The sequence below is a fragment of the Vibrio sp. Vb1980 genome, assembly GCF_033338615.1.
Lineage (GTDB): Bacteria > Pseudomonadota > Gammaproteobacteria > Enterobacterales > Vibrionaceae > Vibrio > Vibrio alginolyticus.
The window spans coordinates 53,648-69,261 of sequence record NZ_JAWOSZ010000014.1; the positions used below are offsets into that span (position 1 = coordinate 53,648).

At 44.6% G+C, this 15,614-nt stretch carries 15 protein-coding genes; 1 reads left to right on the forward strand and 14 read right to left on the reverse strand.

Translation table 11 applies throughout. The features are described from left to right. Positions 1 to 42 precede the first annotated feature (42 nt). The 13 genes from thiL to R7F64_RS18575 all read right to left on the reverse strand — a co-directional run bounded on the left by thiL (position 43) and on the right by R7F64_RS18575 (position 12,320). On the reverse strand, positions 43 to 1,008 hold the full coding sequence (thiL, locus tag R7F64_RS18515; protein WP_203345946.1) for a thiamine-phosphate kinase: 966 nt from the start codon (positions 1,006 to 1,008) through the stop codon (positions 43 to 45). Positions 1,009 to 1,086: 78 nt separating this feature from the next. Further along, the gene (gene nusB / locus R7F64_RS18520; RefSeq protein ID WP_005381571.1) at positions 1,087 to 1,554 is read right to left on the reverse strand and encodes a transcription antitermination factor NusB; all 468 of its coding nucleotides are present in this window, start codon (positions 1,552 to 1,554) and stop codon (positions 1,087 to 1,089) included. Next, entirely contained in the window at positions 1,554 to 2,024 is a 471-nt protein-coding gene (gene ribE, locus R7F64_RS18525; RefSeq protein ID WP_005381572.1) for a 6,7-dimethyl-8-ribityllumazine synthase, read from the reverse strand. The genes nusB and ribE overlap by 1 nt, the downstream gene beginning before the upstream one ends. A 169-nt stretch (positions 2,025 to 2,193) precedes the next feature. Further along, positions 2,194 to 3,303, reverse strand: coding sequence for a bifunctional 3,4-dihydroxy-2-butanone-4-phosphate synthase/GTP cyclohydrolase II (gene ribBA / locus R7F64_RS18530; protein ID WP_005381573.1), 1,110 nt, complete (start codon positions 3,301 to 3,303; stop codon positions 2,194 to 2,196). A gap of 173 nt (positions 3,304 to 3,476) precedes the next feature. Continuing rightward, a complete protein-coding gene (locus R7F64_RS18535; RefSeq protein ID WP_005383626.1) occupies positions 3,477 to 4,130 on the reverse strand; it encodes a riboflavin synthase in 654 nt (217 codons plus the stop codon). An 8-nt stretch (positions 4,131 to 4,138) separates the two neighbouring features. Continuing rightward, positions 4,139 to 5,266: a bifunctional diaminohydroxyphosphoribosylaminopyrimidine deaminase/5-amino-6-(5-phosphoribosylamino)uracil reductase RibD gene (gene ribD, locus R7F64_RS18540; RefSeq protein ID WP_318071968.1), complete on the reverse strand. Its 1,128-nt coding sequence runs from the start codon at positions 5,264 to 5,266 to the stop codon at positions 4,139 to 4,141. A 7-nt stretch (positions 5,267 to 5,273) separates the two neighbouring features. Then, complete coding sequence (gene nrdR / locus R7F64_RS18545; RefSeq protein ID WP_005381578.1) at positions 5,274 to 5,723, reverse strand: transcriptional regulator NrdR; 450 nt, start codon at positions 5,721 to 5,723, stop codon at positions 5,274 to 5,276. 206 nt (positions 5,724 to 5,929) lie between these two features. Then, positions 5,930 to 7,180 carry a glutamate-5-semialdehyde dehydrogenase gene (locus tag R7F64_RS18550; RefSeq protein ID WP_054730326.1) on the reverse strand — a complete coding sequence of 417 codons (1,251 nt, stop codon included), beginning with the start codon at positions 7,178 to 7,180 and terminating at the stop codon, positions 5,930 to 5,932. 17 nt (positions 7,181 to 7,197) lie between these two features. Next, positions 7,198 to 8,337 carry a glutamate 5-kinase gene (gene proB / locus R7F64_RS18555; protein ID WP_017820604.1) on the reverse strand — a complete coding sequence of 380 codons (1,140 nt, stop codon included), beginning with the start codon at positions 8,335 to 8,337 and terminating at the stop codon, positions 7,198 to 7,200. Between the two features lie 121 nt (positions 8,338 to 8,458). Further along, positions 8,459 to 8,848, reverse strand: a complete 390-nt coding sequence (gene crl, locus R7F64_RS18560) for a sigma factor-binding protein Crl (RefSeq protein ID WP_005381584.1) — start codon at positions 8,846 to 8,848, stop codon at positions 8,459 to 8,461. A gap of 115 nt (positions 8,849 to 8,963) precedes the next feature. Then, on the reverse strand, positions 8,964 to 10,211 hold the full coding sequence (frsA, locus tag R7F64_RS18565) for an esterase FrsA (RefSeq protein ID WP_005381586.1): 1,248 nt from the start codon (positions 10,209 to 10,211) through the stop codon (positions 8,964 to 8,966). 91 nt (positions 10,212 to 10,302) lie between these two features. Continuing rightward, complete coding sequence (gene tet(34) / locus R7F64_RS18570; RefSeq protein WP_005381590.1) at positions 10,303 to 10,767, reverse strand: oxytetracycline resistance phosphoribosyltransferase domain-containing protein Tet(34); 465 nt, start codon at positions 10,765 to 10,767, stop codon at positions 10,303 to 10,305. 263 nt (positions 10,768 to 11,030) lie between these two features. Beyond that, a complete protein-coding gene (locus R7F64_RS18575; RefSeq protein ID WP_005381592.1) occupies positions 11,031 to 12,320 on the reverse strand; it encodes an NCS2 family permease in 1,290 nt (429 codons plus the stop codon). A gap of 1,023 nt (positions 12,321 to 13,343) precedes the next feature. Between R7F64_RS18575 and R7F64_RS18580 the strand changes: the two genes are divergently transcribed. Beyond that, positions 13,344 to 14,816 carry an aminoacyl-histidine dipeptidase gene (locus R7F64_RS18580; RefSeq protein WP_318071969.1) on the forward strand — a complete coding sequence of 491 codons (1,473 nt, stop codon included), beginning with the start codon at positions 13,344 to 13,346 and terminating at the stop codon, positions 14,814 to 14,816. A 64-nt stretch (positions 14,817 to 14,880) separates the two neighbouring features. On the opposite strand, the gene R7F64_RS18585 is transcribed toward R7F64_RS18580, so the two are convergent. After that, positions 14,881 to 15,420 carry a DUF3332 domain-containing protein gene (locus R7F64_RS18585; protein ID WP_005381596.1) on the reverse strand — a complete coding sequence of 180 codons (540 nt, stop codon included), beginning with the start codon at positions 15,418 to 15,420 and terminating at the stop codon, positions 14,881 to 14,883. Positions 15,421 to 15,614: the final 194 nt, after the last annotated feature.

Here is a 15,614-nt window from a genome sequence, read left to right on the forward strand (position 1 = left end):
TTACTCAATAGTAACAGGCTCTTGGCTAGAGCTTAGCTTAGATCATTTAAAGTGGTCGAAGCCACTTAAGTCCCAATCAAGTGGTTGATTGTTATCATGCAGCTCGAAGGTTCCATTTGGTCGGATTTGACCAATACATGTGACCTTACAGCCAGTATGAGATAAAGCGCTTTGTAACGAGCCTCGATTTTGCTCCGGCACGGTAAAACACAACTCGTATTCTTCGCCACTTGCTAAAGCATACTGCTGCGCGCTGATCTTATCATCTAAAAACTGGACTAATTCTGAAGAGATCGGTAGCTGAGAGACATCAATACTAACCCCAACCTGAGATCGCTGTAAAATGTGCTTAATATCAGAGATTAAACCATCTGAAATATCTATCGCCGACGAGGCTAAGCCAACAAGAGCTTGTCCAGCAAGCACACGCGGAGAACTAAGATAATGAGCTCGCTCTAGTGCTTCCGCGCCGGCTCTGCTGCGCAGAGAGTCATCTAGAATCACATCCAAGCCAGCTTTTGCATCGCCAAGGTTTCCCGTTACATATACCCAATCCCCAGGCTTGGCTCCGGAACGTGTGAGAGCTTTACCTTCAGGAACAAAACCTTGCACCGTTAGAGTCAGACACAATGGCCCTTTGGTGGTATCACCGCCTATTAACTGAATACCATAGTAATCAGCCAGTTCGAAAAATGCATCACAGAAAGGAGCAAGCCATTTTTCATCTGGCTCAGGCATCGTTAATGCAAAGCTCACCCATGCAGGCGTTGCGCCCATCGCCGCCAAATCACTGATGTTAGAAGCCAATGCTTTGTGTGCGACCCATGCTGGGTTCGCGTCGGCTAAGAAATGCGTTCCAGCTACCAATGTATCCGTGCTAATCGCAATCTGAACATTAGCTGGCGCTTTGACCAAAGCGCAATCATCACCAGCGGCTAAATGGACATCTTTACGTTGGCTCTGACGACCGACGAAGTATTTGTCTATCAGATTAAATTCACCAGACATAATTCACTTACTTTTTGATGTAAAAGCTTTTGATACAAAAAAGGTCAGCATGTGCTGACCTTTTCATTGAAGAAATCGTTATTTCTTACGAATGTGAGGTGCTGCTTTATCAAGTACACCATTCACAAACTTGTGGCTATCTTCTGCTGCAAAAACTTTTGCAAGTTCAATCGCTTCATTGATAACAACTTTGTAAGGAACATCTTCGCGACGAGTCATCTCGTACATAGCAAGGCGAAGAAGAGCAAGTTCCATCATATCTAAATCCTGCATAGGACGAGAGATGTATGGACGAATTTTGCTATCTAGCTCAGCGTGGCTAAGTACAACACCGCTTAATAGTTCACGGAAGTAAGCTACGTCTGTCTCTGGAGCAGCAAGCGCTGGCTCAGATGCATGAAGTTCTTCTTCATCGTATTTGTCGCCAGACAAAAACTGTTCTTCAATCTTGGCAACATTCTCTTTAGTAATTTGCCATGAGTAGATCGCCTGTAGAGCGAATTGACGTGCGTTACGACGTGCGGCTGGTTTCACACTGGCCCCCATTAGGAATCAATTTCAGATAGTACATTAATCATTTCAAGTGCGCTTAGTGCAGCCTCTGCACCTTTATTACCAGCCTTGGTTCCTGCGCGTTCAATCGCTTGATCGATCGTATCAACAGTCAAAACACCAAATGCTACTGGAATGCTGAATTCCATAGACACTTGTGCTAGACCTTTGTTCATTTCACTACAAACATAGTCAAAGTGAGGCGTTCCACCGCGAATAACAGACCCTAGAGAAACAATAGCGTCGAATTTGCCAGTTTTAGCAACACGCTGAGCTACTAGAGGTAGTTCTACGGCACCTGGACAACGCACAACCGTGATGTTGTCTTCGCTTACTTGTCCGTGACGCTTTAGTGTATCGATCGCACCAGAAAGTAGGCTTTCGTTAATAAAACTGTTGAAACGAGAAATAACGATAGCAATTTTTGCATTTGGCGCTGGGAAGCCACCCTCGATCACTTTCATAAGCTTTCCTTTAACTCTATTTATAAGTGAAATATGTTCATCAAGTGAGAATCGCCGGATTCTAGCACAAATTTGTGAGCAATATCTAATGGAAATTGGAGGCAAATCACCGGTTCCTAGCCATTGACGAGTTAAGCACGTCAAAGACTAGGAACTTATTGTTCGGTTGTTACTCGCAGACGTACTCAACAACGTTCAGACCAAAACCACCTAACGCGTGGTACTTTTTGTTGGTCGATGACAGAAGGCGCATATCATGTACACCGAGATCCGCAAGAATCTGTGAACCAACGCCAACACGGCGAGACGTGCCTTGTTTTTTAGCAAGCGTTGGGGCTTCACCTTTGTCTTGCGCTTCGAACATCTTCACGCGATGAATAAGTAGATCGGTCGATTCTTCATGGCCAAGAACAACCAGCACACCGCCTTCTTCACCAATGCGTTTCATTGCCTTATCTAGTGTCCAGCTGCGCTCTGCATTACGATCGCTACGTAGTAAGTCGGTAAAAACGTCTTGAAGATGAACGCGAACCAGTGGCGCTTTTTCTTTCAAATCGCCCTTGCACATTGCGTAGTGCACTTGGTTATCAATGGTGTCTTTGTAAGTGACTAACGTGAACTCGCCAAACTCTGTCGGTAGCTTGCACTCTGCCACACGTTCAATCGTTGTCTCAGTGTTATTGCGGTACTCAATTAGGTCGGCAATAGTGCCCAATTTAATACCGTGCTTCTCTGCAAAGATCTCTAGATCTGGGCGACGAGCCATGGTGCCGTCGTCATTTAAGATCTCAACAATCACCGATGCTGGCTCTAAACCAGCAAGACGAGCCAAATCACAGCCAGCTTCAGTGTGACCTGCGCGAGTCAGTACACCGCCGTCTTGAGCTGCGAGAGGGAAGATGTGACCAGGCTGCACCAAATCCGCAGCTTTAGCGTTTGGCGCGACTGCTGCTTGAACGGTACGTGCGCGATCTGCGGCTGAAATACCAGTCGTTACCCCTTCTGCTGCCTCAATCGAAACAGTAAAGTTGGTGGTGTATTGCGCATTATTGTCTTGCACCATTGGTGGCAGACCTAGACTTTCGCAACGATCTTTGGTCATGGTTAAACAAATCAGGCCACGGCCATAGGTTGCCATAAAGTTGATGGCTTCCGGCGTAATATGCTCGGCAGCCATGATCAAGTCACCTTCATTCTCGCGGTCTTCATCATCCATTAGGATGACCATTTTGCCTGCGCGAATATCATCAATAATTTCTTGTGGCGTACTGATTGGCATAGTCTGTTATCCCGTTATTCTAAATTTGTTATTGCGACAGCAATGAAAAATTACGTTGCAGTGAATGCTAGTTAGGTCAATAGTTTGAGCTTTGCATTAAGCAAGTCAATGAATCTCGCGGTGTTCTGTGAGTCTGCTCTTTATCGCATGCCTCACGCAGCCACTCCCAAGACTTATGCAAAACCGTTTTGCTGTAAAAAGTCCATCGTGATACGAGACTCGGCCTTATCTTCTTGTTGTCCTTGCAGTAAACGCTCCATATAACGCGCAAGTACATCAACTTCTAAGTTGACTTTGCGCCCCACTTGAAACTGGTCAATCGTAGTTTCTTCACTCGTATGAGGAACGATCGTCAGCTTAAAAGCATTTTTACGTAAGTCGTTGACGGTTAGGCTAATACCATCAACAGTAATCGAGCCTTTCTCTGCAACGTACTTGCTAATTTCCGCAGGCATTGCAACCCAAAACTCTATCGCACGGCCAACTGAATTGCGTTCGACAATTTCACCAACCCCATCGACATGGCCAGAAACGATATGTCCACCCAATCGCGTTGTTGGCAACATGGCTTTTTCTAGATTCACCTTATCGCCTACTTGGTAATCAGCAAACCCAGTTTTCTTCAAGGTTTCTAATGACAGATCAGCACTGTAATAGTGGCTTCCGAAGTCAACTACCGTTAAGCAAACACCATTGGTCGCAATGCTATCGCCTAACTTAACGTCTGACATATCAAGCGTACCCGTTTCAACCGTGACGGTGATGTCTTCGCCCTTCGGCGTAATCGCAGCTAACTTGCCCACTGCTTCTACTATTCCTGTAAACATACTATTTCTTATCTAATTTCATTACGTTTTATGGTGGCGGTGATGCGAATGTCTACCCCAACCATACGAACGTCTGTAATGTTTAAATCTATGACGTCAGCCATAGCGCTTAACCCTAAAGCACCGATAAGCCCCCGACCATCGCTGCCCATGAGTTTTGGCGCAAGGTAAACAATGAGCTCATCTACAAGATTAGCCTTTATCATCGCACTCGCTAGCGTAGCTCCAGCTTCAACCCATAAGTGATTGATGTGGTGCTCATCCGAGATACGTTTTAATGTCGTTGATAAGTCAATTTGGTCAGCGCTGTCCAATAGAGGGATACAGTCTCCATCAGAGCGAACAATAACTCGTTCTCCATCGGTATGGAACAGCTTGAGCGCATCAGTTAAATGGTTCTGACGGTCTAAGATTACACGTACTGGTTGACGAAGCTCTTCTTGTAAATACTGCGCTTGAACACTATTAGGTAAGTCATCCCAGCGCACATTGAGTGATGCATTATCATCAATCACCGTTTTGCTAGTAGAAAGAATGCCACCACTTATCGCTCGATAACGCTGCACATCTTGGCGGGCCGCTGGGGAGGTGATCCATTGGCTCTGACCATTATTGAGTGCGCTTTGCCCATCCAAACTGGCCGCCATTTTTAATTGAACAAACGGCATGCCTGTACGCATGTACGTTATAAAACCAGGGTTAAGGGCAAGGGCATCTTGCTCTAACAAGCCGATTTGAACTTCAATTCCGGCATCACGTAACATCTGGATGCCGCGACCTGCAACTTTCGGGTTTGGGTCTACCATGGCGCAAACCACACGTGCCACTTTCGCTTTAATCAGCCCTTCGGCACATGGCGGTGTACGGCCGTAATGAGAGCAAGGTTCTAGCGTCACATAAGCGGTTGCACCAACTGCTTTTTCACCCGCCATGCGCATCGCGTGCACTTCGGCATGCGGCTCACCAGCACGATGGTGATAGCCTTCACCGACAATTTCTTCATCACGAACGATGACACACCCTACATTTGGATTAGGGGCGGTGGTATAAATGCCACGTTTCGCTAACTTAATAGCTCGTGACATCATGGCGAAATCTAAATCAGAAAACGCGCTTTCAGGAGTGTGTTGAGTCATGAGCTACTCAGTCTTCTAGGCGGGCAATCTCTTCGCCAAACTCGCGAATATCTTCAAAGCTGCGGTAAACGGAAGCGAAACGAATGTAAGCCACCTTATCGAGCTCTTTGAGCTGGTCCATGACTAAATTACCAATCATTTCACTCGGAACCTCTCGCTCACCCGTCGCACGCAGTTGTGATTTGATCATACTGATCGCTAACTCTATAGAATCGGCACTCACTGGGCGTTTCTCTAAAGCGCGTTGAATACCGCCAACCATTTTATCTTCATCAAATGGTTCACGGTTGCCATTCGATTTGATCACTTTAGGCATCACTAACTCTGCGCTTTCAAACGTAGTGAAACGCTCGCTACACGCCAAGCACTGACGGCGACGTCGAACTTGATGGCCATCAGCCACTAAGCGGGAATCAATAACTTTGGTATCGTTCTCGGAACAAAAAGGACAATGCATATCACCTCCATATCTATACCAAAATAACCTCATGAGCAATCACGGATAACCACGCGTTCATGGTTATACGGACTCTATTAAAGCTATTTGGGTATAACGCTTTCAAACCGAAATAAAAGCTCATGTAGTGTAGCGGAATTGGTATGTTAGACAAAACAAAAAGGGGCGCAAAGGCCCCTTTTTCACTCAAGATCTCGTCGAATGTGTTAACTGCGTGCTAAGTAGTTCGCTTTACCAACCCACTTGTAGCTAGTTAGCTCTTCTAAGCCCATCGGACCGCGTGCATGTAGCTTTTGCGTAGATACTGCGACTTCTGCGCCAAGGCCAAATTGCGCACCGTCTGTAAAGCGCGTTGAAGCATTCACATAAACCGCCGCCGAACCGACAGAATTGATGAACAGTTCTGAGTTTTCCAAACTATTGGTCATGATCGCATCTGAGTGGCTCGCGTTATGGACACGCATATGAACAATGGCATCTTTCACATCAGACACAACTTTTACACCAAGAGTGTAGCTCAACCATTCCGTATCAAAGTCACCTTCAACAGCATCGCGAATTTGTGTTGCTTGAGGCATCAGTGCTTTTGCCTTAGGCTCTGTCACGAAGGTCACTTTATCGTTCATGCGCTCTACGATCATTGGTAGGAATTGCGCTGCAATTTTTTCATGCACGAGCAGCGTATCTAATGAGTTACACGCAGATGGACGTTGAACTTTAGAGTTCTCAACCACATTCAGGGATTTCTCTAGATCAGCGGATTCGTCGACAAAGATATGGCTGATACCAAAGCCACCAATAATCACCGGAATCGTGCTGTTTTCTTTACACATTTTGTGTAGGCCAGCACCACCGCGTGGAATGATCATGTCGACGTAATCGTCCAACTTAAGCAATTGAGAAACAAGCTCACGATCTGGTTTTTCAATGTACTGCACAGAAGCGGCTGGAAGGTTCGCCTTTGCGAGCGCAGACTGAATAACCTTCACTAATTCCATATTCGAGAAAAAGGTCTCTTTGCCACCACGTAAAATGCTTGCGTTGCCGGTTTTCAAGCACAACGCTGCGATATCAATGGTTACGTTTGGACGCGCTTCATAAATTACGCCCACGACACCAAGCGGCACGCGACGACGAGACAGTGACATCCCATTTTCCAGTACCTTACTGTCTATTTCGCTGCCTACAGGATCGTTCAAGCTAATGACGTTGCGAACATCATTCGCAATTGCAGTCAATCGTTCTTCATTAAGCAAAAGGCGATCGAGCAGCGCATCGGTTAAACCCGCTTCACGGCCAAGTTCGATGTCTTTAGCGTTTGCCGCCAAAATAGCAGCAGAGTTTGCTTCTAGCTCATCAGCAATGATGGCTAATGCTTGGTTTTTTTGCGCAGTTGACGCTGTCGCTAATTCGAAAGCTGCATCTTTAGCAGCTTTACCCATATTCGTTAAATCCACTTTGCTTCCCTCTAATTCTATTCCTGAATGACGACCAAATCATCGCGGTGAATCACCTCAGAGCCATAATCATGACCCAAAATAGAGATGATATCTTTACTGTGCTTACCCGTAATTTTAGTTAGGTCATCACTTGAGTAGGCGCTGATGCCACGAGCCACCAACTTACCGTGAGCGTTTGTTACACGCGCCACTTCGCCTCGTGCGAAGTCACCACTAACTTTGATGACCCCTTTAGCAAGTAGGCTACTGCCCTTGCCGACCACAGCATTGACTGCACCATCATCAATAATGATGTCGCCCGATGCCGCAGGTCCCGCTAGAATCCAGCGTTTACGGTTCTCTAAGGCTTCAGCGCAAGGTAGGAAGCGCGTGCCCTGAGGTTCAGCACTTAAAGAGTCAAAGATAACATTCGGCGCACTACCAGCAGCAATAATAACCTCTATACCTGCGCGGCGAGCGATGTCTGCGGCTTGCAGCTTCGTTGCCATACCACCAGTACCCAATGTTGTACCGCTTCCACCTGCGATTTTACGCAGCGTATCGTCGATGGTTTTTACTTCCTTGATAAGCTCTGCGTTCGGATCTCTACGAGGGTCAGCAGTAAACAGACCTTTTTGGTCCGTTAAAAGCAAGAGCTTATCTGCACCACATAAAATGCCTACCAAAGCGGAAAGGTTGTCGTTATCGCCAACTTTAATCTCGCTAGTCGCAACGGCATCATTTTCGTTTACGATAGGAACAATATCGTTCGCAACGAGCGCATTAATAGTGTCACGCGCGTTAAGGAATCGCTCACGATCTTCTAAATCGGCACGGGTTAGTAGCATTTGGCCGATCTTGATACCATAAATACCAAACAAAGACTCCCATGTTTGAATCAAGCGACTCTGCCCCACCGCGGCAAGTAACTGCTTACTCGCCATCTCGTTGGGCAATGCGGGGTAACCAAGATGCTCACGGCCTGCTGCAATCGCACCAGACGAAACCATTACGATTGAATGGCCTTGTTTTTTAAGCTCAGCACACTGGCGTGCTAACTCAACCATGTGTGCACGGTCGAGTGCCAGAGTGCCGCCTGTCAGCACACTTGTACCCAGTTTCACAACGACAGTTTGTGGTTGTGAAACAACTGCATTTTGTTGATTCGTTGTCATGATGTCTTCTGAAGTGAAAAACAAATAAAGAGAGGATGTTTTAACAATCAAATAGGGAATTAACAAGAGAAAAGGTGCGTTTTCGCACCTTTTTGTTTGGTATTAAATGAAAACAACCAAATTAAGCGAAATCGAAAGACTCCGTGTGATATTCGACTTCTAATTTGAAGTGTTCTTCTAAAGTATCAACCAGCTTTTGATGGAATGTGCTCTGCGTGAGATACACTTCCTCTACCACTTTTTTGGGAAGGGCTTCAGATACCCATTGCCCTTCTTTGTTGTACTTGCCAATATGATATTTAGCAGTAAAGCCTCCCTCGATGGATTCCAAATCCATCCACCAGCCCCAAAATTCACGCTTCTCAGGCGATTTTTTGTCGTCTACACATACAGATAAACAATCAAAATAATAGCGCCCTTCTTGCGATTGTGGTTCGCGCAGGTAAGGCCCTATCGCCTTCAACTTTGACATCAAGCGAAAGTGAGTCGGGCCCTGAGTCGTCTCTGACATATGAATCTCCGTTTTCATAGTTAAAAGTAAACACCCAAGAATGATTATTATTTTTAATTATCATGAGCTTATTTTTTGCTCAGATATATCACTCTTAACTAATTTAGGAGAATTGTCACCCTAATAATTCATCTTCTAGCCACTTTATGGCTAAATCGAGGGATTGCTCATATCCTTTTGTAATTGTTTTGGAACTGATTTTTTTTGCTCTACCATACTGGCTAAATAGAGCAACAAGTTGATTATCACTGTGTGGCGACACTGGATCGCCTTCAAGACTCAAAGCCAAAATAGGCACTTTGGTTTTTCGACTGCTCAGGAAGCCCTGAACCTTCAATGACCACGCCATCATCTGACCAGCCATGCTATTAATATCAACCGCATTTTTCCCCAAACGGGAAGCCAAAAGATCTAAATACATCTTCGGCATTTTTTGTAACTTCTGAGGGGAAGTAAAAATATCATGTACGGGTGCGCCTAGAGCGACACAAGCTTTGATCTTTTCCTGCTCGACAAAAGAGAGTCTGATCATGGCATTACCACCAAAACGAAACCCAACTAACCCCACTTTGTGATGATCAACCCAAGGTAGCGAGTAAAGCTCATTCAATACCGCTTGATGTAGGCAACTTGAATTCTCGGTCAAGGGCCAATGAGAGCTATGCCCTACTGAAGGCATGTCTACGGTTAACATCGCAATATCTCGCGGTGCAAGACGATTACGGAACAAACGCCACATGTCGGTTTGTAGAGTATCCAAACCAGCGCTCACCATGACCACAGGCAACTGTTTATCCGTTCTTGGTAAATGGAGGTTCGCGATGATTTTGCGATTTTGGTAAGGCACTTCAATTTGCTTGATGGTGTACTTAGTTTTTTCTGCGCCGTCAGAATACGCTTTGTTTGCCAGTACTTGAGCCTGCGATGCCAAATTGTCATTTTTTAAATGTGGGTAGCCTGCAATACTAAAACACAAAGAAGCAGTGAAGAGTTCATCCGCTGCCTCTTCTCCTTGCATTTCATTTGCTCGCTTCTGATGATCCATACCAAGCTTGATCCACTCAAATGTCCAGTTACCACTGTGATAACCCATTACAGTGTCTAACCAATCATCATTGGTTCGCGAGTGAGAAGATGAAGCAATTTTAGACAGTACGCCTTCCATTTCGATCGGAGACAATCCTTGCCAAGCCCATTGCAAGCGACGCAAATGACGATACCAAGCACGATCACCTTGCGCTTCTCGTTCATCAAGTATTTTTTTACTGGTCGGCATGTACTGGGTAAGCGCGGAGGTTTCTTTTGCTTGCTTATGTTTCACGAACAAAGTTTCGGAAAGATTTTTACTGACGTCTTCAGACATAGGAAGAACCCTAGGCTATTAGCATGATTTAATATCATAATAAAAAAAATGCCCCTATAAAGGGGCATTTCTCAATATTCTTTAACCGCGCTTATTTTTGCTTGCGGTTTACTGGCTCAGCATACTGGATTGACATATCCCAAGGCTGCTCGATCCAAGTGTCTTGAGCAATATCTACAACGTAATCATCCAGCAGCTCTTTGCCTGATGGTTTCGCACACACAGCGATCATTTTCGCTTTTGGATACATCTCACGTAGTTTGCGCGCTGTATCACCACTGTCTACTAGGTCTTCAACGATTAGGTAACCTTCGCCATCACCTTCAGGTGCTTTTAGTACCGTCATGTCGCGCTGATGATCATGGTCGTAGCTTGAAATACAGATTGTATCAACGTAACGAATACCCAGTTCACGAGCCAAAATAGCGCCAGGAACCAAACCGCCGCGGCTTACCGCCCAAATTCCTTTCCATTGCTCAGCTGGCATTTGTTTTTCAGCCAGTTCACGGCAGTAAGTCTGCATTGCATCCCAAGTGATAATGAATTTTTTACTCATTGTAATAACCTAATAATTTGAAAATATGCATCCTCAAAATCTAGCGAAGTCACTCAAAAGCGGAATGCTCACTAACTTCTCCAAAATGTTTGGAGACGAGGATTTCAAGCTGCGCAAACGATTATTCTACCGAAACACACCGCTAATACCAACGGTGATATCAAAATTCTCTGCCTATTCCGCAGAAAAACCGTCTTCTGTGAACAACGTAAAAAAGAAAAAGCCAGCGTGAATAAATCCACACTGGCTTTTTGCTCGAGAAATTAACCGACGAGGTATTTAACGATGAAGATGGCTGACATCACCCATACACTCATCGACACTTCACGGCCCTTACCGCTGAATAACTTGATCGCCGCGTATGCGATAAAGCCTAACGTGATACCTTCTGCAATCGAGAATGTTAGCGGCATAACTAAACAAGTCACAACAACTGGGGACGCTTCAGTTAGGTCACGCCAATCAATGCTTACTAGCCCAGACAGCATCAAGATCGCCACATAGAATAGCGCACCTGACGTTGCATAAGCAGGGATCATACCCGCAAGTGGTGAGAACAATAGAGCAAGTAGGAAGAGTACACCAACAACCACGGCTGTTAGACCAGTACGCCCACCCGCAGCCACACCAGAAACGCTTTCAATATAAGATGTCGTGTTAGAGGTACCAAGTAATGCACCTACTGACGTTGCTGTTGAGTCAGCAAGTAACGCTTTGTTTAAACGAGGGATGTTGCCATTCTCATCAGTTAGACCTGCTTTTTGAGAAACGCCAACGAGCGTACCTGCGGTGTCAAATAAATCGACAAATAGGAAAGCAAATACGACGGAAATCATGCCTACTTCAAACAAACCAGAGAAATCCAGTTGCATGAAAGTTGGCGCAATGCTTGGTGGCGTTGACATAATACCGCCCCACTGCACATCACCAAATAGAAGACCAAGCGCTGTAACGCCAAGAATGGCGATCATCACCGCACCTTTCACACCACGGTGAACCAATGCAATCGTAAGAAAGAAGCCAATCGCGGCCAATACAGATGGCAATGATGTGATCTCTCCCATAGAAACTAATGTCGCTGGGTTATCAACGACGATACCTGCATTTTTTAATGCGATAAACGCTAAGAAAAGACCAATACCAGCTGAAATACCTGTTCGTAGAGAATGCGGGATCGAGTTAATAATCCACTCACGGATCTTAAATACGCTTAAAAGAATGAACAGAAGGCCAGAAACAAATACAGCCGCCAACGCAACTTGCCACGTATAACCCATTCCTAATACAACAGAGTAAGTAAAAAATGCGTTCAGGCCCATTCCTGGTGCCTGTGCGATTGGGTAATTGGCAACAAATCCCATGATAAAACAGCCGATTGCGGCAGCAAGACAAGTTGCGACAAAAATGGCGCCACGGTCCATACCGGTATCCGACAGGATCGCTGGGTTTACAAAAATAATGTAAGCCATAGTTAGGAAGGTCGTAACACCTGCAATGATCTCAGTGCGCACATTTGTGCCATTTTCACTGAGTTTAAAAAGCCTCTCGAGCATGATCGAATCCTGTAAAGGTAAAAAGTAAACGGTTGCGTAATCGATTGGCGGGAATTATAAAGTTATCAAATAGCAAATTCTAGATAGAATCTTCACTCTAATGCGTTTTTTTTCTTTGGATATGAAACACATTCTCTAACCCATCAAAGCAAGTAAAGAAATATATTCTTATAAAACAATAGGTAACCCAGATAACACAGTTCTCTAAAAGAGAATAAAAACTGAGCAATGTACTAAACTTTCAGATGAAAAAGGCCCATTTTAAACATGGTATCTAACAGATTTGATGGAAAAGTCGATAAAACCGAAGAATGGGGAATAGAAGAAGGCTTTGATGGCAATAAGTGAGTCAGGAAGAGAAAATAGAGATAAAAAAACGCCACCCAATTTGGGTGGCGGTGAATCATGTCAGCACTATCACTGAAAAAAAATTCCAATTTATAGGGGTGAACAAACTGTTCGAGTCACATGCGTTGACTTCACTTAGTAGCCAAAGCTTGTTGGGTATACAAAGTTACCGGTGTAAACAGACTTGCTATTCCAGAACATTGTACTTGGTAAACCTTTCATAACTATCACCTTTTAAATCAATTAAACATTCGTTGATTTCTCGGTTCCTTGGAGGCGATAAAACGGACTCATCCTTTGAGCATTTCATTCTTCTCTCAGAAGCTGGTTACAAATATACCACCAAGAAATTTAATTACAAGCATTTTAGTGATTGGAATCACAAAAAATACACAAATTGACCTTTATCAAAGTTTATATGTAATTAAATTACAATTTTATGAATTAAAAAATAAAGCCACTTTCAGAATGTATGATAGAGAACACATAGTGCTTGTTATTGTATTCACAAACTGTGACAGTTCTGAGAGAAATCCTTGTGATCGCGACTACTCGTACTCCTTATCTGGTGGTATGCTAACGGCAATTTGAAGGCCAAATCGTCTAGCATTTAATGCTACCTTGACAACATTTTTACGGTATATATTTGGCAAAGCACATCAAAAGGAGTCCTCCGTGTCTGAGTTCCATTCTGAGATCAGTACCTTATCACCTGCTCCACTTTGGCAGTTTTTCGATAAGATTTGTTCTATCCCTCATCCATCGAAACATGAAGAAGCATTAGCACAGTACATTATCAACTGGGCAACAGAGCAAGGCTTTGACGTTCGCCGTGATCCAACCGGTAACGTGTTCATCAAAAAGCCCGCGACACCAGGAATGGAGAATAAGAAGGCTGTTGTACTTCAAGCACACATCGACATGGTGCCGCAGAAAAACGAAGACACTGAACACGACTTCACCAAAGATCCAATCCAACCTTACATCGATGGCGAATGGGTAACTGCGAAAGGCACGACGCTTGGTGCAGATAACGGTATTGGTATGGCTTCTTGCCTTGCTGTATTGGTATCTAAAGATATTAAGCACGGTCCACTCGAAGTTCTGCTGACGATTGATGAAGAAGCAGGCATGACTGGCGCATTTGGCCTTGAAGCTGGTTGGTTAGAGGGTGAGATTCTTCTAAATACAGACTCTGAGCAAGAAGGCGAAGTCTACATGGGTTGTGCAGGTGGCGTTGATGGCACCATGACTTTCGATATTTCTCGAGAATCAACGCCTGCAGGTTTTGTAACACGCCAACTGACGCTGAAAGGCCTAAAAGGTGGTCACTCAGGTTGTGACATTCACACAGGTCGCGGTAATGCCAACAAATTACTTGGTCGTTTCCTTGCCGGTCATGCTCAAGAGCTTGATTTACGTTTAGTCGAATTCCGTGGTGGTAGCTTACGTAATGCAATCCCTCGCGAAGCGTTTGTTACTGTCGCGCTTCCTGTCGAAAACCAAGACAAACTTGCTGAGCTGTTCAACCACTACACTGAGCTGCTTAAAACTGAATTGGGTAAAATCGAAACAGGTATCGTAACCTTTAATGAAGCGATCACGACTGACGCGCAAGTATTTTCAATCGCCGATCAGCAACGATTCATTGCGGCACTTAACGCTTGTCCAAACGGCGTAATCCGTATGAGTGATGAGGTGGAAGGCGTTGTTGAAACTTCTCTAAACGTTGGTGTGATCAGCACAGAAGAAAATAAAGTCACCGTGCTTTGCTTGATTCGTTCTCTCATTGACTCTGGCCGTAGCCAAGTGGAAAGCATGCTGCGCTCGATTACTGAGCTAGCAGGCGCACAAATTCAGTTCTCAGGCGCTTACCCTGGCTGGAAGCCAGATGCAGATTCCGAGATCATGGCAATTTTCCGTGATATGTATGAAGGCATTTACGGTCATAAGCCGAACATCATGGTCATCCATGCTGGTCTTGAGTGTGGCCTATTTAAAGAACCATACCCACACATGGATATGGTTTCTTTCGGTCCAACAATAAAATTCCCTCACTCTCCAGATGAGAAAGTGAAGATTGATACTGTTCAGTTGTACTGGGATCAGATGGTCGCGCTTTTAGAAGCGATTCCAGAGAAAGCATAATTCAATCACGAAAAATGACAAAGGGTGCCATACGGCACCCTTTTTTTGGTTTAGTTGAACCCAACTACACACGGTTTTGCGCGTAAGCGGCTAATTCATCCATTGAGGTTTGTGCAGCAACTTCACCATCAATGTAGTAAGTAACAAACTCACCATCGCGTACACCCATGAGTGTCGCCTTTTCACCGTTACTGTAAGTAATATCCATTTGAACAGTGTTCTCATCGATTTGCTGCATTCGCCCCTGCTCAATGACACGGTTATCCGCTAATGGTGCGATTGGTGCCGTCGTTAACGACTTATCTAACTGGTGATTGACATCAATGTAAGTATCTACCTTTGTATCGAAGATATGTGGCTTACCATTTAACGGGTTCTTACCCGTCCAAAATTCTAGAGAGTTAAACACGATATAATCCGCTGCGATCGCGACACCATAAACAGGCGCTAAAAGCATATTTAGACCACCTCGAGCGTAACGGTTGTCAACAGCTTTCAAGTTAAACCCCATAACATAACCTGTCACGGCATTACTACCTACGCAACCTGAAAGTGAAACTGCTACCGCAGTCAATGCACCAATTTTAGCAATTGCCTTTTTCATCAAAACCTCTAGTTAGAAAGTGTGAAACCTCAAATTCGGCGCGGATATTATCGGATAAAAAGTAGGGTTAAAAGTCCGTTTTTTTGTCCTCCATGAACAGTATTATTTTTAATACAGTCACATTTTTTAAGGCTATTATTGCGCACTCTTCTCTATGTCTTGTTATGTATTAAACTGATAGAAAAGATCATATT

Coding starts and splice junctions, on each gene's coding strand:
- ribE (WP_005381572.1), bottom strand. CDS start 2,024: ATGAAAGTGATCGAGGGTGGCTTCCCAGCGCCAAATGCAAAAATTGCT.
- R7F64_RS18585 (WP_005381596.1), bottom strand. CDS start 15,420: ATGAAAAAGGCAATTGCTAAAATTGGTGCATTGACTGCGGTAGCAGTT.
- ribD (WP_318071968.1), bottom strand. CDS start 5,266: ATGACTCAACACACTCCTGAAAGCGCGTTTTCTGATTTAGATTTCGCC.
- crl (WP_005381584.1), bottom strand. CDS start 8,848: ATGTCAGAGACGACTCAGGGCCCGACTCACTTTCGCTTGATGTCAAAG.
- frsA (WP_005381586.1), bottom strand. CDS start 10,211: ATGTCTGAAGACGTCAGTAAAAATCTTTCCGAAACTTTGTTCGTGAAA.
- R7F64_RS18535 (WP_005383626.1), bottom strand. CDS start 4,130: ATGTTTACAGGAATAGTAGAAGCAGTGGGCAAGTTAGCTGCGATTACG.
- nrdR (WP_005381578.1), bottom strand. CDS start 5,723: ATGCATTGTCCTTTTTGTTCCGAGAACGATACCAAAGTTATTGATTCC.
- thiL (WP_203345946.1), bottom strand. CDS start 1,008: ATGTCTGGTGAATTTAATCTGATAGACAAATACTTCGTCGGTCGTCAG.
- ribBA (WP_005381573.1), bottom strand. CDS start 3,303: ATGCCAATCAGTACGCCACAAGAAATTATTGATGATATTCGCGCAGGC.
- proB (WP_017820604.1), bottom strand. CDS start 8,337: ATGACAACGAATCAACAAAATGCAGTTGTTTCACAACCACAAACTGTC.
- nusB (WP_005381571.1), bottom strand. CDS start 1,554: ATGGGGGCCAGTGTGAAACCAGCCGCACGTCGTAACGCACGTCAATTC.
- R7F64_RS18575 (WP_005381592.1), bottom strand. CDS start 12,320: ATGCTCGAGAGGCTTTTTAAACTCAGTGAAAATGGCACAAATGTGCGC.